This window comes from Corynebacterium macginleyi, assembly GCF_003688935.1.
GTDB classification, from domain to species: Bacteria; Actinomycetota; Actinomycetes; order Mycobacteriales; family Mycobacteriaceae; genus Corynebacterium; species Corynebacterium macginleyi.
The window spans coordinates 211,116-228,959 of the sequence record NZ_REGE01000001.1 but is presented as its reverse complement, the minus strand read 5'-3'; the positions used below and the strand labels follow the sequence as shown (position 1 = coordinate 228,959).

The 17,844-nt window shown below is 60.0% G+C and carries 18 protein-coding genes; 11 read left to right on the top strand and 7 right to left on the bottom strand.

What is annotated here, in order from left to right; translation table 11 throughout:
- Positions 1-104 precede the first annotated feature (104 nt).
- The 3 genes from D9V82_RS01170 (at position 105) to groL (ending at position 3,442) form a co-directional block, all read left to right on the top strand.
- Positions 105-1,346: an ATP-binding protein gene (locus D9V82_RS01170; protein WP_234456932.1), complete on the top strand. Its 1,242-nt coding sequence runs from the start codon at positions 105-107 to the stop codon at positions 1,344-1,346.
- Positions 1,347-1,522: 176 nt separating this feature from the next.
- Positions 1,523-1,816, top strand: a complete 294-nt coding sequence (gene groES, locus D9V82_RS01165) for a co-chaperone GroES (RefSeq protein ID WP_005277188.1) — start codon at positions 1,523-1,525, stop codon at positions 1,814-1,816.
- A 9-nt stretch (positions 1,817-1,825) separates the two neighbouring features.
- Entirely contained in the window at positions 1,826-3,442 is a 1,617-nt protein-coding gene (groL, locus tag D9V82_RS01160) for a chaperonin GroEL (RefSeq protein ID WP_121910572.1), read from the top strand.
- A gap of 333 nt (positions 3,443-3,775) precedes the next feature.
- Here groL and D9V82_RS01155 read toward each other — a convergent pair whose 3' ends face one another.
- Complete coding sequence (locus D9V82_RS01155) at positions 3,776-4,072, bottom strand: WhiB family transcriptional regulator (RefSeq protein WP_121910571.1); 297 nt, start codon at positions 4,070-4,072, stop codon at positions 3,776-3,778.
- Between the two features lie 444 nt (positions 4,073-4,516).
- On the opposite strand from D9V82_RS01155, the gene D9V82_RS01150 reads away from it, so the two are divergent.
- The gene (locus tag D9V82_RS01150) at positions 4,517-5,089 is read left to right on the top strand and encodes a sigma-70 family RNA polymerase sigma factor (protein ID WP_121910570.1); all 573 of its coding nucleotides are present in this window, start codon (positions 4,517-4,519) and stop codon (positions 5,087-5,089) included.
- Between the two features lie 65 nt (positions 5,090-5,154).
- On the top strand, positions 5,155-5,910 hold the full coding sequence (locus D9V82_RS01145) for a hypothetical protein (protein WP_121910569.1): 756 nt from the start codon (positions 5,155-5,157) through the stop codon (positions 5,908-5,910).
- Positions 5,911-5,929: 19 nt separating this feature from the next.
- On the opposite strand, the gene D9V82_RS01140 is transcribed toward D9V82_RS01145, so the two are convergent.
- The gene (locus D9V82_RS01140) at positions 5,930-6,301 is read right to left on the bottom strand and encodes a DUF5319 domain-containing protein (protein WP_121910568.1); all 372 of its coding nucleotides are present in this window, start codon (positions 6,299-6,301) and stop codon (positions 5,930-5,932) included.
- 120 nt (positions 6,302-6,421) lie between these two features.
- Between D9V82_RS01140 and guaB the strand changes: the two genes are divergently transcribed.
- The 3 genes from guaB (at position 6,422) to guaA (ending at position 10,812) form a co-directional block, all read left to right on the top strand.
- Positions 6,422-7,942, top strand: coding sequence for an IMP dehydrogenase (gene guaB, locus D9V82_RS01135; RefSeq protein ID WP_121910567.1), 1,521 nt, complete (start codon positions 6,422-6,424; stop codon positions 7,940-7,942).
- A gap of 7 nt (positions 7,943-7,949) precedes the next feature.
- Positions 7,950-9,101 (top strand): GuaB3 family IMP dehydrogenase-related protein, encoded by a 1,152-nt coding sequence (locus D9V82_RS01130; RefSeq protein WP_121910566.1) that lies wholly within the window; start codon positions 7,950-7,952, stop codon positions 9,099-9,101.
- A gap of 136 nt (positions 9,102-9,237) precedes the next feature.
- Positions 9,238-10,812 (top strand): glutamine-hydrolyzing GMP synthase, encoded by a 1,575-nt coding sequence (gene guaA / locus D9V82_RS01125; protein WP_204084073.1) that lies wholly within the window; start codon positions 9,238-9,240, stop codon positions 10,810-10,812.
- Positions 10,813-10,875: 63 nt separating this feature from the next.
- Here the strand turns inward: guaA and D9V82_RS01120 are convergent, their stop codons facing one another.
- Entirely contained in the window at positions 10,876-11,991 is a 1,116-nt protein-coding gene (locus D9V82_RS01120) for an HNH endonuclease signature motif containing protein (protein ID WP_121910565.1), read from the bottom strand.
- A 136-nt stretch (positions 11,992-12,127) separates the two neighbouring features.
- Positions 12,128-12,319, bottom strand: coding sequence for a hypothetical protein (locus D9V82_RS12145; RefSeq protein ID WP_167449694.1), 192 nt, complete (start codon positions 12,317-12,319; stop codon positions 12,128-12,130).
- A gap of 80 nt (positions 12,320-12,399) precedes the next feature.
- On the opposite strand from D9V82_RS12145, the gene D9V82_RS01115 reads away from it, so the two are divergent.
- Both D9V82_RS01115 and D9V82_RS01110 read left to right on the top strand, forming a co-directional pair.
- Complete coding sequence (locus D9V82_RS01115) at positions 12,400-13,068, top strand: hypothetical protein (RefSeq protein WP_121910564.1); 669 nt, start codon at positions 12,400-12,402, stop codon at positions 13,066-13,068.
- Entirely contained in the window at positions 13,065-14,597 is a 1,533-nt protein-coding gene (locus D9V82_RS01110; RefSeq protein ID WP_121910563.1) for a DNA polymerase Y family protein, read from the top strand. The genes D9V82_RS01115 and D9V82_RS01110 overlap by 4 nt, the downstream gene beginning before the upstream one ends.
- Here the strand turns inward: D9V82_RS01110 and D9V82_RS01105 are convergent.
- Positions 14,594-15,151 (bottom strand): AMIN-like domain-containing (lipo)protein, encoded by a 558-nt coding sequence (locus tag D9V82_RS01105; RefSeq protein ID WP_121910562.1) that lies wholly within the window; start codon positions 15,149-15,151, stop codon positions 14,594-14,596. The two genes, D9V82_RS01110 and D9V82_RS01105, sit on opposite strands and share 4 nt — an antisense overlap.
- A gap of 109 nt (positions 15,152-15,260) precedes the next feature.
- On the opposite strand from D9V82_RS01105, the gene D9V82_RS01100 reads away from it, so the two are divergent.
- A complete protein-coding gene (locus tag D9V82_RS01100; RefSeq protein ID WP_121910561.1) occupies positions 15,261-16,133 on the top strand; it encodes a sucrase ferredoxin in 873 nt (290 codons plus the stop codon).
- Here D9V82_RS01100 and D9V82_RS01095 read toward each other — a convergent pair.
- Both D9V82_RS01095 and D9V82_RS01090 read right to left on the bottom strand, forming a co-directional pair.
- Complete coding sequence (locus D9V82_RS01095; RefSeq protein WP_121910560.1) at positions 16,120-16,800, bottom strand: methionine ABC transporter permease; 681 nt, start codon at positions 16,798-16,800, stop codon at positions 16,120-16,122. The two genes, D9V82_RS01100 and D9V82_RS01095, sit on opposite strands and share 14 nt — an antisense overlap.
- Positions 16,797-17,834 (bottom strand): methionine ABC transporter ATP-binding protein, encoded by a 1,038-nt coding sequence (locus D9V82_RS01090; protein WP_121910559.1) that lies wholly within the window; start codon positions 17,832-17,834, stop codon positions 16,797-16,799. Before D9V82_RS01090 ends, D9V82_RS01095 begins: the two co-directional genes overlap by 4 nt.
- Between the last annotated feature and the right edge of the window lie 10 nt (positions 17,835-17,844).

Sequence of the window (17,844 nt, the reverse complement as noted above, 5' to 3'; positions counted from 1 at the left end):
GATGAATCGCCGATATTCTGATGGGTAGAACGCGCTTAAACTGATGGATGAAACTCTGATATTCTGATGGGTAGAACGCGCTCAAACTGATGGATAGGTTTAAAATGACTGGGCAAGAAGGCTATGTGTATCTTCCGCGAGTAGAAGATTCGCGGCTTCATGGAGCCCTGCAGCGGTCCGGTGGAGTGTTGATAGAAGGCCCAAAGGGCTGTGGGAAATCCGCGACCGCTCGGCAAATTGCGGGCAGTCTTGTCCAGGTGGATACGGATTTAAACCTCGACATGCAGCTCAGCACCGTCCCAGATTTGGCGTTGGAGGGGGATACGCCGCGAGTTTTTGATGAGTGGCAAGAAAAACCGCAGTTGTGGAACTTGGTGCGGCATGAAATTGACCGCCGGCAAGCACCCGGGCAGTTCATTCTTACTGGGTCGACTGCGCCAATGGAGGAACAATCTAGGCACTCGGGCGCGGGGCGCATAGCTAGGCTGCGAATGAAGACCTTCAGTTTTTATGAGTCCGGGCATTCTAATGGCGCAGTATCATTAGCCGAATTGGTAGCTCAGGAATCCCCGCAGACGAATGGGGAGACGGTTGTAGATGTTGCAGGGATCATTACGCGCATGGCGCATGGCGGCTGGCCCGCTAACCGGAATTATTCCGTCGAGGCGGCGCAAGAGAACCTGCGCAGTTATATCGATACCGTGACCCACGTGGATATCACCGCCGCCGATGGTGTGCGAAGGGACCCGGTAAAAGTAACGACACTTATTCGTTCGCTTGCCCGTGGGGTAGCCACAGAACAGTCCATTTCTTCTATTGCTACAGATATTGGCGCGCAAAGGGCTACGGTCAGCGAGTACCTTGCCGCGTTGCAGCGCATCTTCATCGTGGAAGAACAATTGGCATGGTCCTCTCATCTTCGCTCCCGGGCTAGCCTGCGAACGGCACCGAAGAGGCATCTGGCGGATCCGGCATTGGCGGCTGCTGCCGTGGACGCGTCCCCAGATAAGTTACTGCGCAACCTTGCCTTTGCCGGACAGCTTTTTGAATCCCAGGTAGTCCATGACCTGGCGGTGCTCAGTGGGAAGCGTATTTTTCACGCCCGTGACGCCTCTGGGCTGGAAGTAGATGCGGTATTTGAGCTGGCAGGCAGAACCGTCTTCGTAGAAATTAAATTGGGGCAAAGCCAAGAGATTATTGAGGAGGCGGTAAGCAATTTGCAGGCCTTCGCGCAGCGTTTTGAGTGGGAAGTTCCGCCGGTCTTGATGATCGTGACGGGAGGAAACCTGAGCTTTTGGCATCCGAGCGGAGTGCACGTGGTGTCCCTGACACACTTGGCGCCGTAGCGTGGCTCGGCAGCAGAGGTCGCGTCGTTGTTGAGGGTTAGCAGTCACGAGGGTAGAGTGCTAATCAGGTTGTTTGACCCACAGTTGTTCACCCGCGACGACGGCTGTGCTGGACATCCACAACCGGCACGCGCGCGCCATTAAGGTGCGCAAACGAACAATACGGAGGAAACATCATGGCAACTATTAAGCCGCTTGAGGACCGCGTCCTCGTACAGATCGTAGAAGCAGAATCCACCACCGCATCCGGCCTGGTTATCCCGGACTCCGCAAAGGAAAAGCCGCAGGAAGCAACCGTTATCGCCGTCGGCCCGGGCCGCTGGGAAGATGACGATGACCGCATCCCCATGGACGTGAAGGAAGGCGACACCGTTGTCTTCTCCCGCTACGGCGGCACCGAGCTGAAGTACGACGGCGAAGAGTACTTGCTGCTGAGCCAGCGCGACATCCTCGCCATCATCGAGAAGTAGGAACTACTTATGGCAAAGCTGATTGCATTCGACCAAGAAGCCCGCGAGGGAATTCAGCGCGGCGTCGATACGCTGGCTGATGCCGTCAAGGTCACCCTCGGCCCGCGCGGCCGCAACGTCGTTTTGTCCAAGGCCTTCGGCGGCCCGACCGTTACCAATGACGGCGTAACCATCGCCCGCGATATCGATGTTGAGGAGCCCTTCGAGAATCTCGGCGCGCAGCTAGTTAAGTCCGTTGCGGTCAAGACCAACGACATCGCCGGCGACGGTACCACCACCGCGACCTTGCTGGCCCAGGCGCTCATCTTTGAGGGCCTGCGCAACGTTGCAGCCGGCGCTAACCCAATTGAGCTCAACCGCGGCATTTCCGCGGCGGCAGAAAAAGTCGTTGAGGAGCTCAAGGCACGCGCCACCCCGGTCAACTCCGCTTCCGAAATCGCGCAGGTAGCCACCGTGTCCTCCCGTGATCCGGAGGTCGGCGAGATGGTTGCCGGCGCCATGGAAAAGGTGGGCAAGGACGGCGTCGTCACCGTCGAGGAGTCCCAGACCATGGACTCTACCGTGGATGTCACCGAAGGTATTTCCTTTGACAAGGGCTACCTTTCCCCGTACTTCGCTACGGAGGAAGAGACCAACCACGCTGTGCTTGATGATGCCGCTATTTTGCTCGTCCGCAACAAGATTTCTTCCCTGCCGGACTTCTTGCCGCTGCTGGAAAAGATCGCGGAAACCAGCCGCCCGACCCTCATCATCGCGGAAGACGTTGAAGGCGAGCCGCTGCAGGCGCTCGTAGTCAACTCCATCCGCAAGGTCCTGAAGGTCGCCGCTGTAAAGGCACCGTACTTTGGCGAGCGCCGCAAGGGCTTCATGGATGATCTGGCCGTAGTTACCGGCGCCACCGTGGTGGACCCTGAGGTGGGCGTCAACCTGAACGAGGTCGGCCTCGAGGTATTAGGCTCTGCACGCCGCGTGACTATTACCAAGGACGATACCGTGCTTGTCGATGGAGGCGGCAGCGCCGCAGCCCTCGACGATCGCCGTGAACAGATCCGCGGTGACATCGCCCGCACCGACTCCACGTGGGATAAGGAAAAGCTCGAAGAGCGCTTGGCCAAGCTCTCCGGCGGCGTTGCCGTTATCCGCGTCGGTGCCGCAACCGAGACCGAGGTCAACGAGCGCAAGCTGCGCGTCGAGGACGCCATCAACGCCGCGCGTGCAGCGGTAGAAGAGGGCGTCATCGCCGGCGGCGGTTCCGTGCTGGTGCAGATCTCCAAGGAACTCGAGACCTTTGCCCAGGACTTCGAGGGTGAGGCCAAGGTCGGCGTTCTCGCCGTTGCCCGCGCACTAACCCGCCCGGCATTCTGGATCGCAGAAAACGCCGGACTCGATGGTTCTGTTATCGTCTCCCGCGTATCTGAGATGGCCAACGGTGAAGGCTTTAACGCCAGCTCTCTGGAGTACGGCAACCTCATCGATAACGGCATTATCGATCCCGTGAAGGTAACCCACTCCGCCGTGGTTAATGCCGCCTCCGTTGCCCGCATGGTTCTTACCACCGAGGCATCCGTGGTGGAAAAGCCGCAGAACGACAACAATGCTGAGACCGGTCACGGTCATCACCACTAATTCCTGCGCTTAACCTAGCCCATAACCCGCCACGCCTTCTCTCTTCGTTGGGGAGGGCGTGGCGGGCTTCTGGGTTGTACGTGAACCGTGCAGGAATAAGAAGCTGTGCGATGCCGCGGTTGACATGGCCCAGTGCTAGCGGACTATCTTTAACGGCGTCTCAGATTCCGGCAGAACCCCTCTGGCGGCCGTACCTAAAAGTGTCAGCAGGAAAATGCTCATAGCATGGGCGCGCTGTTAATCTCCGCTGCCTAAAGCCAAAGGGGAGCTAAGCCTGGTGGTCTATTCAGCCGCCGGGCACGCTCCTGCAGCGCAATGGCGCGGGGTAGGGGGTTAGGCGTTGACCGTTGCGCGGCGGCGATTGCGTAGTGCCACGACGCGCTCAGACTCGCTCATTCCGCCCCATACGCCATACGGTTCTGCCGAACGAAGGGCATGTTCGCGGCAAATCTCAATAACTGGGCAAGAATTACAAATGGCCTTGGCGTGGTTTTCGCGCTGGGCGCGGGCGCGGCCACGTTCTCCGTCTGGATGATAAAACACATCCGAGTTTTCACCGCGGCACGCACCTTGCAACTGCCAATCCCATAAATCTGCGGTAGGTCCGAGAAGAGACTTGGGCTGAGACACGTTACTTAAGCTCCTTTAGCAGAACGAGAATTTTTTAGGTTGGCGGCCAGTGGAGAGTAATCCGAGAACCGCAACGATTCGTAGTGTGTCGTGTCTGTGTAAACATAGGGTTACTAGTATTCAACTTCCCGGTATTGTCTCCCTTTAAGGGGCGCGTCAGTGCCCATTTACCTGCAATAATGACTAAGGTTAACGAATTATGAATTTTCCTCTCCCTGGCGTGTAGAGGGAATAAATCCTGTTGTGGATCCAGTACAACCGCAGGCATAACTTGCTTTCACCGCTCGTCTCACCCTTCGTTTCACGGTGGCACCGCCCAGCAAGAGCGTTACCGCGAGTCGCCCTGCCGGTTTGCTGGTGTGCAACGTAGTAGTCTCTTTGCATTCAGTGCCCCAGGGGAAATATGGTTGAATATCGATGTAAAAGTCTGCAGAGGGTGCACTCGTGAGCGATAACGATAAAGAGCTAGCGGATCTCGTCCCGCTGGCCGCTGCGGGAAGCCGCCGCGCACTGCAATCTATCCTGCACATTATTCATCCGCAGGTGCTGCGCTATTGCCGTGCGCGTATCGGTGGTGGTTACCAGCCCACCGCAGAAGACGTGACCCAGGAAATCTGCCTTGCTATTGCCACATCTATCGATTCCTATGAAGATAAGGGTCGGCCTTTCATGGCCTATGTTTATGGCATCGCTTTTCATAAGGTCACCGATGCCCACCGCGCTATGAGCCGGGATCGCTCCACGCCCACCGAAGAGCTTCCAGAAAACTCCACAAACGAGGCGACTCCCGAGGAATGGGCGCTGGAAAATGATGGTAGTAACAGAATGCGCGTCTTGCTCGATACCTTAAGTGACAAGGCAAAAAACATCGTTATTCTGCGCGTGTTCGTTGGTCTTTCGGCGGAAGAAACCGCCGAAATTGTGGGATCGACCCCGGGTGCGGTTCGCGTCGCACAGCACCGAGCTCTCGCACAATTGCGAAAGGCTCTCGGGCAAGCAGTAGCGTACGAGAGCTAAAGCCGTAATTTACGTTCTAGCAGCATGCTTAAACCCTAAGAAAGGAAGGAGGGACAGATACCATCATGGCCTCCAGACATTCCAAAAAGAATAACGATGACCTGACGGAGCAGCTCCAGCCCCTGGTAGATGATGATGTATTCCTTACCGAGCTGTCGCAGGGTAAGGATCCTTCCCACGGGTGCGATGAGCTCGCTGGGCTGCTGCTAGGGCTGAAAGGGGACATCGATAAGCAGATGCCGCCGGCCCCGCGCGTGGACGGGGTGGAAGACGAACCGGAAATCATCAGCCTCGATAAGGTGCGCTCTCGTCGGCGCAATCGCCCCGTCATGCATGGACTCATCGGCGCGGCCGCCGCCACCGTGATCCTCGCCGGCGCGGGAGGGGTCATGGCTAATTCCGGCCTGTTTGATCGCCCAGATGAAACTCGTAATGTGGAGCTGGCTAGCACCTTAGACGAGATGGAATCCCGCGCGGCAGAGGGAGATATTGAAGGTGCGCGCGAACTTATGAAAGAAGCCCGCGCCAAACTCGAAAACGCCGAAAGCAAGGAAGAAAACGCCATTACCGCTAAGGAAGAGGCCGAAAAGAAGCGTTCTGCCCGCCCGAAACCCGTAACCGTGACAGCAACCGTCACCGAAACTGTATCGAGCCAGCAGCAGGTCAAGCCCGAGTCGGCGCCGAAGACCGTGACGGAGACGCAGTACCAGACCTCCACCGTACTGGTAACGGAGCAGGCGCCGGCGAACCCGCAGCCGGAAATGCGCGAGCCTGAAGAGGCACCCGCCACAAGTACCCAGGTGGAGCCCGGCTCCGAGTAGCGAGGGGCGTACTAAACGCCTAGTGGCCCTCGAAGCCGTCCACGTAGCCCAGCGCGTAGTCCCACGGCACGTATCGGCGTGGGTCTGGCTCCGCCCCCGGCTCGTGCACTGGGGCGAGCTCGCCAGCCAGCGTGGCGCGCATATTAGCAGCCATAATATCCCACTCGTAGAAGTGGTTTTCCTGGCAATCTTCACACAAGAAAAAGACGCCATCGATTCCGCGCGGGCCGAGCACGGTTGCGAATTTCTCTACCAGGGCTAGATCGTGGATGAGGGCAAGGCGGTCTTCCTCAGAAAGCGGCATGACCTGCTCGTCTTCCTCCAAGAAGGAGGCGGGGTCATTCGGATCATCCGCAAAAGGATCGCGGGGCATATTGGCGAAGAAGTTCACGCCTGCGAGCCTATTGAACTTGCCCGCTTAAGGCAATTAGCCCCTAGCCTGAATGGTGCCATGGGCCGGGCACGCACTACAGTTGGGGTAGCCGCTGAACCTGTTAAAGGAGATACCTCGATGAGCGATTACCCTATTCCTACTGGTGGAGATGACCCGAACAAAGTAGCCCTGCGCGGCTTGACCTTCGATGACGTGCTTCTTTTGCCTGCCGAGTCTAATATCGTGCCTTCTGAAGTCGATACCGGCGCGCAATTTACCCGCAACATTCGCCTAGGCGTGCCGTTGGCATCCGCAGCGATGGATACCGTAACCGAGGCCCGCATGGCCATTGCCATGGCGCGCCAAGGCGGAATCGGTGTGCTACACCGCAACCTTTCCGCACAAGCGCAGGCTGAGCAAGTGGAAATCGTCAAACGCTCCGAGTCCGGCATGGTCACGGACCCGGTCACCGCCCGACCGGAGATGACCATCGGCGAGGTCGACGCACTGTGCGCCCGCTTCCGCATTTCCGGCCTGCCTGTCGTGGATGGGGACGGCACCTTGCTGGGCATTTGCACTAACCGCGATATGCGTTTTGAGCCGGACTTTAACCGCAAGGTCAGTGATGTCATGACCGCGATGCCGCTCGTCGTCGCGCACGAGGGCGTGTCCAAAGACGAGGCCCTGGAGTTGCTATCGGCTAATAAGGTAGAAAAGCTGCCCATTGTTGACGCCGACAATAAACTCAGTGGCCTTATTACCGTCAAGGATTTCGTAAAATCTGAGCAATACCCCAACGCCTCAAAGGATGCTTCCGGCCGCCTGCTGGTTGCCGCGGGTATTGGCACTGGCGAGGAATCCTATCAGCGTGCTGCTGCGCTTGTCGATGCCGGCGTTGATGCCCTCGTCGTCGACTCCGCCCACGCGCATAATAACCGCGTGCTCGAGATGGTCGCTCGCGTCAAGAAGGACTTCGGCGATAAGGTTGATGTCATTGGCGGTAACCTCGCCACCCGCGAGGCTGCCCAAGCAATGATCGACGCTGGTGCGGACGCCATCAAGGTTGGCATCGGCCCAGGATCCATCTGCACGACCCGCGTCGTGGCCGGCGTCGGCGCGCCGCAGATCACCGCGCTGATGGAGGCTGCAGCCGTGGCCGCCCCTGCGGGCGTGCCGATCATTGGCGATGGCGGCATGCAGTACTCCGGTGACATCGCCAAGGCGCTGGCTGCCGGTGCCGATACTGTCATGCTGGGCTCCATGTTCGCCGGCACCACTGAGGCACCCGGCGAAATCGTGGTCTACCAGGGCAAGCAGTATAAGCGCTACCGCGGCATGGGCTCTATGGGCGCCATGCAGGGCCGCGGGCTCTCCGGTGAGAAGCGCTCCTACTCCAAGGACCGCTACTTCCAGGCCGACGTACGCAGCGAAGACAAGCTAGTGCCAGAAGGGGTGGAGGGCCGCGTTCCCTTCCGCGGCGAGATCGATGCCATCGTGCACCAAATCATCGGCGGCTTGCGCGCGGCCATGGGCTATACCGGCTCGGCTACCCTAGATGAGCTCAAGACCAAACGGTTTGTCCAGATTACGGCCGCGGGCCTAAAGGAATCCCACCCGCACCACCTGCAGCAAATCGCCGAAGCCCCGAACTACCGCTAGGATTAACATGCGTGAATACGCCGAAATCGGCATCGGCCGCGAGGCCCGCCGAACCTTTGATTTAGACCAGGTCTCCATCGTTTCCCAGCGCCGCACGCGCTCGTCCAAGGACGTGGATACCACGTGGAATATCGATGCCTATACCTTCGATACTCCCTTCGTTTCGCATCCCACCGATGCCCTCGCTACGCCAGAGTTCATTATCGAGATGGGCAAGCAGGGCGGGCTCGGTGTTATCAACGCCGAAGGTCTGTGGGGACGCCACGAGGATCTCGACGGTGCTTTGGCACGCATCTATTCCGAACCGGGCGATAACTCCACCATTCAGGAATTGCACGCCGCCCCGCTTGACGATGCCCTCCTCGCATCCCGCATTGCCCAAGTTCGCGAGTCCGGTGTCACCGTCGCCGTGCGTGTCTCGCCCCAAAATGCTCGCGAGATGGCGCCGAAGGCCATCGCCGCTGGTGCCGAGCTACTGTTCATCCAAGGCACACTGGTGTCTGCGGAGCACGTTGCTACCGGCGGCGAGCCGTTGGACCTGAAAGAATTTATTGGCTCGCTTGAAGTACCCGTCATCGTCGGTGGCGTGGCCGATTACACCACCGCGCTGCACCTGATGCGTACCGGGGCGGTCGGCGTTATCGTGGGCGCGGGCGTGACAACCAACGCCGAAACCGTTGGTATCGATACCGCCATGGCCACCGCCATTGCCGATGCTGCCGCGGCCCGCCGCGACTACCTCGACGAGACCGAGGGCCGTTACGTGCACATCATTGCGGATGCGGAATTCGATAATTCCGGGACCATCGCCAAGGCCTTCGCCTGTGGCGCCGATAGCGTCGCGCTCGGTCCCCTTCTTGCCCAGGCTCGTGAGGCAGGCGGTAAGGGATGGTACTGGCCGGCTACCGCAGGTCACCCGCGGTTCCCGCGCGGATATGCACAGTTTGCTGGTGCCGATACCACCCTCGATGTGGATTTCCTCACTGCAAGCGACGCTGCACCCGCGGCTGCGCCGAGCTTAGAAACCGTCCTGCACGGCCCGTCCAGCGAGCCATTTGGCCAAACTAATCTCGTGGGTGCGCTGCGGCGTGCACTCGCAAAGTGCGGGTACACCGACTTAAAGTCCTTCCAGAAGGTTGAACTCGCGGTTCGCTATTAATTAACCCGCGGCGCGCCTCGCACCGTGTGACCCCGCGCTGCTTGTGCGGACCGCACCCCATGGTGCGAAAGCCGCCGCGATGCCTTACATAGGCGCGCTTCCTGGGCCGCAGGGCCTATGGGCTAGACTGTGGGGCGTGACTAAGCCAAATACTACCCCGCGCCCAGTTCTCGTCGTGGACTTTGGCGCTCAGTACGCGCAGCTTATTGCCCGCCGCGTGCGCGAGGCCAAGATCTACTCCGAGGTTGTTTCCAACTCCGCCCCCATCGAAGAAATTAAAGCCAAAAACCCCGCCGCGCTCATTTTGTCCGGCGGTCCGTCGTCTGTCTATGCGGACGGTGCCCCAGCGCTCAAGCCTGAGCTGCTGGAGCTTGGCGTCCCGGTCTTCGGTATTTGCTACGGCTTCCAGGCTATGAATCATATCCTCGGCGGTACCGTATCGTCTACCGGTGAGCGTGAATACGGCCGCACCGATATCGAGGTCAAGGGCGGTATCCTGCACGAGGGCCTCGAGTCCACGCACAAGGTGTGGATGTCCCACGGCGACGCTGTCTCCACCGCCCCCGAAGGGTTCGAAGTAACCGCTACCTCAGCAGGCGCCCCCGTTGCCGCCATGGAGTGCCCGGCTAAGCAGATGGCCGGCGTGCAGTACCACCCGGAGGTTATGCACTCGCCGCACGGCCAAGAAGTGCTCACCCGCTTCCTCACGGAAATCGCCGGTCTGGAGCAGAACTGGACCGCCGATAATATCGCTGAGCAGCTCATCGCGGATATTCGCGCTCAAGTAGGCGAGGAGGGCCGCGCTATTTGCGGCCTGTCCGGCGGCGTGGATTCTGCCGTGGCTGCGGCATTGGTGCAGCGCGCCATCGGCGACCGCTTGACCTGTGTATTCGTCGACCACGGTCTGTTGCGCGCGGGCGAGCGCGAGCAGGTTGAAACGGACTTCGTGGCCTCGACCGGCACCAAGCTAGTCACCGCTGACGAACGCTCCGCCTTCCTTCAGAAGCTCGCTGGCGTGCGCGACCCCGAGGAAAAGCGCAAGGCCATCGGCGCGGAGTTCATCCGATCCTTTGAGCGCGCAGTGGTCGGTGTGCTAGAAAATGCCCCCGCTGGATCCACCGTTGACTACCTTGTCCAGGGCACCTTGTATCCAGATGTCGTTGAATCCGGCGGCGGCGACGGCACCGCTAATATTAAGTCGCACCACAATGTTGGCGGCCTGCCGGATGACGTCGAGTTCGAGCTCGTCGAGCCGCTGCGCCTGCTTTTTAAAGATGAGGTGCGCGCGGTGGGCCGCGAGTTGGGCTTGCCGGAAGAGATCGTCGGCCGCCAGCCCTTCCCAGGCCCGGGCCTGGGTATCCGCATCATCGGTGAGGTCACTGCGGACCGCCTCGAGACCCTGCGCCAGGCAGATCTGATTGCCCGCACTGAGCTGAGCAATGCCGGCTTGGATGAGGAGATTTGGCAGTGCCCGGTCGTGCTGCTTGCCGATGTCCGCTCTGTCGGCGTCCAAGGCGATGGCCGCACCTACGGCCACCCTATTGTGCTGCGCCCGGTATCTTCCGAGGATGCCATGACCGCGGACTGGACCCGCTTGCCCTATGACGTGCTAGAGAAGATTTCTACCCGTATTACCAACGAGGTTAAGGATGTCAACCGCGTGGTTTTGGATTGCACCTCTAAGCCACCAGGAACCATCGAGTGGGAGTAAAACCCGCAAAACGGCATGCGTTAGAGGCGCTCAGTGTTTGAGCGCCTTTTCGCATACCTGCGGCTAGTTGCGGGGTGTTACGGGTGGCCGCCAGACGATGCGACCGCCTACTCTTTCTAGCCGCCCGCGCCGGGGCGGGGCATGGGGATCGTCGTCGTTGATACCGTTGTGGTAAGCGCAGCATACGACGAGATTTTTCATATTGGTCTCCCCGCCGCGGCTCCAGGCTGTAAGGTGGTGAACTTGGGATAAATCGGCCGGCTGGTTGCATCCGGGCCAAGCACAGCGCGGATTTTCCGCGGCCGCCATCATTCTTTGTTTATCGGTGGCCACGCGCGCCGTGCGGTAGAGGTTGACTGGCCCTTCTACCGGATGCACGAGGGTGACATATCCCGTTTCGCCGTCACCATTGCCGCTGCTATCACCGTCGCTGTGACCGCTACCGCTGTCACCGCTGCCGCTGCTAGTGGGGCTGGGGCCGGGGGCGGAATAGCCGGCATCGTTAAGCACGCGGCGCAGGTACTCGGTACCGGACATGGTCGCGCCATTGGTGAGATCGAGCTGCACGTCATCGCCGTGGCCATCGCGGATGCGGATGAATTTCTCCAGCGGCACGACGGCATTAGTGACCACCGTGGAACGCGCGGCGCTGCCGGCACCGAAGAAGATATCTTCTACCGCCTGCAGCGGTTTTTTATCAGTGGCCGTAATAGCGCCCTGCAGATCCGCAATAAAGCTGGAGGTGCCCGTAATGGCGAGCGTCCAGTAGTCATTGGGCCGCCGGTACGTGCGCACGCCGGGGCTGACCGTGGATTTTTTCATCTCGCGCACCCGGCGCCGAGCGTGTTTGATGATCGTGCTCATCTCCGCAGACATCGCACAGCATTCCGCGCGCAGTTCCCACGCCTGTTTTTTGCTGGGAGCGCGGTTAACTACGCGCTCGATGCCTGCGAGAAGGGCAATGGAGTGGGCGTTGGCGCGGGCATCAGCAATGGCGCGGCGCTGCATCCGGCTAAAGGCGGTGCGGCCATAGTAGCTTTCGCACAGAAGGAGCAGGTCGGCGGCGATGGCGTCGGGTGCGCCGCGCTCCATGAGCTTAACCCCAGATAACCCGCGGCACTCGGCGATGATATCCATGCCGGGTGCGAGGGCGGTGAGGTAGGTCTCGAGTGCGTTCATGCCGCCTACGCTAGGGCGGTGTCAGCCCACGTTCAATCGGTAGGGCAACCGCAAAGCCGCCAGCTGTGGATAACCCTGATCCGCAGCGCAAAACTAGGGGAAATCCTGTGGATAAGTCCCCACAGTGTCGCGTGGATTAGACAAAGGCTAGTTGGCGCGTGCCATCCACGTGGGAAAAGGCGATAAAGCTGATACATGACACCGCAATCCACACCAGCGCCGAGCTCCACGCGGGTACGCCCAGGATGGGCGCGAGCATGACGAAGAGCCACACAATCTCAGTGGTACTAGCTGCGCGATGGTGGGGATGGGTTCTTGTGCGTAACACCGTAGGCCTTGTTCACGTTCATGCATTTAATACTATTATTCGAACGTATAGTTGCATGTGTCCGGCGGAGGGTTCATACTGTGGGAGTGAGTCAAACGAGCGTTCGCCTAGAAAAAGCGGTGGCTGGACTAAATGGTTCCGACCGCGTTGCGGTGTTACGCGCCCGCATGCAGGCGATGGTGCAGGAGGATGAAGATGAGCTGGTAGATACCCTTCCGCAGTTGGCGCGGTTACTTCCCGCAGGTGGGCTCGCTCGGCGGAAAGTGGTTTCGTGTGCGGAGTGCCCCGCGCTCGTGGTGGAGCTTATTTGCCATCTTACGGCCCACGGGGGCCACGTGGGGATAGTGGGGTGGTCGGATCTTTCTCTCGCACAGGTTGCCGAAATGGGGCGGCTCAACAACGTGATCACCGTTCCCGATCCGGGTCTGGAGGCGTGGGCGGTAACCGGCGTACTGGCAGAGGGTATGGACCTTATTATCCATCGTGGCCTGCCCGGCGAGCTGAGCCCGGCCAAGGCGCGGCCGGTATGGGCGAAGATCCGCGGCGGGCGGGCCGCGGTGCTGACCGTGGGCGCACGGCTGCCGGGCACCGCAGTGCGCATTGGGGCTGAGGTGAGTACGTATCGGGGTATCGGCAAGGGCAGCGGGCGCATCCGTGGCATGGATATTGATCTTGCGGTGGACTCGAAAAAGGGCACCGCGCGCGGGAGCCTCACCACGGGCGAACCCCGCAGGTTGGAGGCCGTATGAGGGTGGCTGCGGTGTGGTTTCCGGATTGGCCCGTCCAGGTAATTGGGCAGGCGGGGCCGGTGTTGGTTGTGCGCAATCATGCGGTGTTGGTCTGCGATAGTATGGCGCGCCGGGCGGGCATTCGGCGTGGAATGCGTCTGCGCCACGCCCAGGCGATTTGTCCTGAGGTAAAGGTGGTGGAGGCGAACCCGGATAGAGAGGGCGCGGCATTCGCGGAGATTGCGGCGGGTTTGGATTCCGTGGCTTCGTCCGTGGAGGTCTTGCGCCCTGGGCTGGCCATCGTGGATGCGGGTGCGGCGCTGCGCTATCACGGGCCAGAAGCGCTGGAGATGCTTGCTGATGCCACCGCGTACGCCGGTTTTGATTCCACCCTTGGCGTGGCAGATGAGATTGCCACGGCCATCATCGCGGCCCGGCACCGCGGGGTAGGTGCGGTGGTGCCGGAGGGCGAGTCGCTGGATTTTTTGGCCGCCCAGCCTGTGAATGTTTTAGCTGCGGAGGCCGCGTTGGGTTTTTCTGTGGAATTTGTGGCCCAGCTGCATAAATTAGGCGTACGCCGGTTGGGGGATGTGGCGGCGCTACCATTTAAACAGGTGGTCACTCGGTTTGGGCAGCAAGGCAAACGCGCACACGAGGTGGCGCACGCACGGGCGGACCGGCGTGTATCCCCGGAGTTAGAGAGGCCTGACTTGTCCGTTGCCAGCGAGCAATCCATCGAGCGCGTGGATACGGCGGCGTTTGTGGCTCGGCAATTGGCCGCGCAGCTACACGTGCGGTTGGCGGAGGCGGAAGTGGTGTGCATGCGCTTGCGCGTGGTGGCGGAGCTAGCTACCGGTGAAACCGTGGCCCGGGTATGGCGCACGCATGAGGCGTTGACGGAGCAAGCTACCGCAGATCGGGTGCGTTGGCAGCTGGATGGTTGGCTTACAGCGGCGCGGTCGAGCGGCAAGGATGGTGCTGAAATAGTGCGGTTAGTGCTTGAGCCGGTCGAGGTGGCCAGGCCACAGGTCGCTGGCCTTTGGGGCGGGGATACCTCGCAGGAACAGGTCAAGCGGGTGATTTCGCGCGTGCAATCACAGCTGGGCATAGATCACGTCTTACAGCCGCGGGCCGCCGGTGGACACGGGGTGGCCGAGCGTATCGAGTACGTGCCCTATGGGGAGCAGCGCGATGTCACTTCGCAAGGTAGCTGGCCCGGCAGGATCCCCCCGCCGCTTCCTGCACGCCTAGGCGGCGGGCCGAACCACCCGGCTGCGCGCATTCGGCTGATCGATGCCGCCGCGCAGGACGTCATCGTCACCGCCGAGGCCCTCCTATCCTCTGTGCCCGTAGCACTCGGATGGGGTGCGCACCATTACCGCGTTATCGGCTGGGCTGGCCCGTGGCCGGTGGATACGCAGTGGTGGACCGAAAAGCCGCAGCACGTGGCGCGGTTACAAATTGTGGGCCAGGCTGAACGGGAACAATGCCAGCGCGCCTGGCTTTTGGTGTGGTCGCAGGGGCGCTGGTGCGTGGAAGCGACGTATTAAGAGCGAATATCTACCACGAGGCGCGTGGGATTTTCTAGTACTTGCACGGAATAAGGCTTGCGCTGGTTCATACCGATGACAAACTGGCTGCGGCCTTCATAAGTGCGGCCGTTGACAACTTGGGTGATAACCCCATCGCCGGGTGCATCGACGATGCCGATACGGGGCTCGTCGATGCCGGCCTCAAAAGGATAGACCACGCCGTCGATATTGACATTGAGTGCGGTTTCTCCTGCATAGTTAATGGGCTGGCCAGAACCTTGCTGTTTGGGATTATCGGCATAATCCACGAACCAGCCCGGGGACCCCTCACCTTCGAACTCGAAGACGGCGCGCTCGAAACCGTCGTGCTGGCCCACGCGCACTTTGGTTACCACGAGCTTCGACGGAGCCGTTGGCCGCAGTGTTTTCATGCTCATATCCGCCTCACCTAGTGGGCTGATGCGCGAGTTTCCCACAGAGGCTGCCATGGTGGTGTCATCCGCTGATTCGGCGCTGCAGCCGGTAAGGAAGGCTGCAGCTGCAAGCAGGAGCGAGAGACGGGCTTTATACATGACCACTAGAGTATAATTTCCCGTAATTGCTGCCTAGCATTGGGGCAGATCTTGACCGAATTGTTGCTAAATATGTGAAATGAATTGCACACGGGTTAGGCTAGGATATATGACCGATTTTTGTTCAGATTACCAGGTGGAACCGCTGCCCGGCACGGCGAAAAAACAATCCGTGTTTGTCCTCTTTGAATGGCCCGGCGGTTGGTCGCGCGACGTGCTTGATGGCAATACTTTTGGATCTGAGCTTACGGCCCAGCTGAAGGACAAACTCAAGGGCCGGGCCGGGCTACAATTGATTCGCCGCCCCGGTCGCGATGGCCGCCAAATCGGCAGCATGCACCGGTGCTATCTGGTATGGGCCGAGCAGGGCGTGATGGAATTGGTCCTTATGACTGGACCGGAAAAGATTCTGGATTTGGATTTATCTGCGCCGGGCCGCAATGGAGGCGGAACTCTCGATACTCCCCTGGTTTTGGTGTGTACGCATGGTAAGCGCGATAAGTGCTGCGCCGTGAAGGGGCGGCCGCTCGCCGCAGAACTAGTGGAGGATTACCCGGATATGGTGTGGGAGACCTCGCACACGAAGGGGCACCGCTTTGCACCCTCGGTCATGCTCATGCCGTGGGGATATTCCTTTGGCCGGATGAATAGGGAAGCCGCTGCGCAGATGATTGCGGCGGCGGCGGAAGGAAAATATTTTTACCCGGTCAATCGCGGCCGTGGCACCTTCGGCCCGCGCGGCCAGGTGGCGGAGTTGGCGGTAGCGCGTGAGCTTATTGATTCCTGCGAGGATCTCTACTACGGCCAGCTCCACGCAGAAGACCACAAACAGAGCACCGTGGTCACGCATGCCGATGGCCGACAGTGGAGCGTGGTGCTCGAGCAGCGCGCCGTGGAGGGAGTGGTTTCTTCCTGCGGTGACGCGCCCAAGACCGGCAAGGCATTTGTGGCCACGGATGTGGAGCTTATTAGCGGCGCATAATCTTAGCGGATAGCCAGTTGCCAAAGAACTGCGCTGCCTGCACCAGTACAATGATGATAAGCGTGGCTACGACGGTAACTTCCCACTCGAAGGCGCGGTAGCCGTAGACGATGGCGAAGTCGCCCAGTCCGCCGCCGCCGACGTAGCCGGCCATGGCGGACATATCTACGATGGCAATAAACAGGAAGGTATAGCCCAGAATCAGCGGGCCGAGAGCTTCCGGAACGATCACGGAGTAAATGATCTTCCACGGCGAAGCACCCATGGCACGGGCGGCCTCGATAACTCCCGGGTCGATTGCTACGAGGTTTTGCTCCACTACACGGGCCACGGAGAACGTGGCGGCGATGATCATGACGAAGGTGGCCGGTTCCCGGCCGATGGATCCGCCCATCACAGCGACGGTGAGTGGCTGCGCAAACGCCAGCAAGATAATAAAAGGGATGGGGCGAACGAAGTTCACCAGCAGGTTGACCACCAAGTAGACGACCTTATTTTGCAGGATGCCACCTGGGCGGGCGGTGTAGAGCAAGATACCGAGCCCCAAGCCCAGAATGCCGGCGACGACAAGGGTGGTCGAGACCATGATGAGGGTGTCGACGATGGCATCGATAAGCGATCCGCCTAAGCGGTCCCAGTCGGCTGCGGCGAGATAGGTGACGTTCATCGTTCAATCTCCTCAATTTGAGTGGTGGCAGAAAGGGCGCGGTAGAACTCTGCGATGGCGGCATCGTTCCCGCTCAAACGGACGGTGAGTTTGCCAAAGGAGTGCTGCTGCAACGTGGTGATACCGCCGTGGACAACGGCAATGGATACGCCCGCATCCTTTAGCTTGGCGGCGGCACTGAAGAAGCCGGATTCTTCGGTCAGGGTGATGGTAAAAAGGCGTCCTTCGTGGGCAAGCAGGTCATCGGTTTCCACCACATCGGGCTCATTGCGCAGTGAGGTGGCGACGAACTTGGCGGCCACGGCGGTCTGGGGATTGGAAAATACCTGGTAGACGCTGCCTTGTTCTACGACGCGACCATTTTCCATCACCGCAACCTTATCCGCGATGGAGCGCACGACTTCCATTTCGTGGGTGATGACCACGATGGTGATGCCGAGTTCCTTATTCACCCGACGCAGCAGGTCGAGGACTTCCTGCGTGGTAGTGGGGTCGAGGGCGGAAGTGGCTTCGTCAGCAAGCAGCAGCGAAGGATTTGTGGCCAGGGCACGCGCGATGCCCACGCGCTGCTTCTGACCGCCGGAGAGCTGCTCCGGGTAGCTTTTTCCCTTGTCTCCTAGGCCAACGAAATTCAGCAGCTCTTGTACACGCTGCTGGCGCTCGCGCTTGCCGATACCCTGCAGCTGCAGCGGGTACTCAATATTGCCCGCCGCGGTCCGGGAGTTCATGAGGTTAAATTGCTGGAATATCATGCCGATATTGCGGCGGATACCGCGCAGCTTTTTTTCGGACATGCCGACGATATTCTGGCCATCGAGCAGTAACTCGCCGGAGGTCGGCGTATCCAGGCCGTTGATCATGCGGACCAGGGTGGACTTGCCGGCGCCGGAGTAACCGATGATGCCGATGATGTCGCCGGAATTGACGGTCAAGGAGACATCGTCAAGAGCTTTAACTTCGATCTTTTTTTGCTGGAAGACCTTGGTGATATTGCGGAACTCAATGCGAGTGCCGTTCTGGGTGGAATCTGCCACGGGTTGCGTC

Bases quoted from the DNA above. Each gene is read 5' to 3' on its own strand.
- D9V82_RS01170 (WP_234456932.1), top strand. From the start codon at position 105: ATGACTGGGCAAGAAGGCTATGTGTATCTTCCGCGAGTAGAAGATTCG.
- groES (WP_005277188.1), top strand. From the start codon at position 1,523: ATGGCAACTATTAAGCCGCTTGAGGACCGCGTCCTCGTACAGATCGTA.
- groL (WP_121910572.1), top strand. From the start codon at position 1,826: ATGGCAAAGCTGATTGCATTCGACCAAGAAGCCCGCGAGGGAATTCAG.
- D9V82_RS01145 (WP_121910569.1), top strand. From the start codon at position 5,155: ATGGCCTCCAGACATTCCAAAAAGAATAACGATGACCTGACGGAGCAG.
- guaB (WP_121910567.1), top strand. From the start codon at position 6,422: ATGAGCGATTACCCTATTCCTACTGGTGGAGATGACCCGAACAAAGTA.
- D9V82_RS01130 (WP_121910566.1), top strand. From the start codon at position 7,950: ATGCGTGAATACGCCGAAATCGGCATCGGCCGCGAGGCCCGCCGAACC.
- D9V82_RS01120 (WP_121910565.1), bottom strand. From the start codon at position 11,991: ATGAACGCACTCGAGACCTACCTCACCGCCCTCGCACCCGGCATGGAT.
- D9V82_RS01110 (WP_121910563.1), top strand. From the start codon at position 13,065: ATGAGGGTGGCTGCGGTGTGGTTTCCGGATTGGCCCGTCCAGGTAATT.
- D9V82_RS01105 (WP_121910562.1), bottom strand. From the start codon at position 15,151: ATGTATAAAGCCCGTCTCTCGCTCCTGCTTGCAGCTGCAGCCTTCCTT.
- D9V82_RS01100 (WP_121910561.1), top strand. From the start codon at position 15,261: ATGACCGATTTTTGTTCAGATTACCAGGTGGAACCGCTGCCCGGCACG.
- D9V82_RS01095 (WP_121910560.1), bottom strand. From the start codon at position 16,800: ATGAACGTCACCTATCTCGCCGCAGCCGACTGGGACCGCTTAGGCGGA.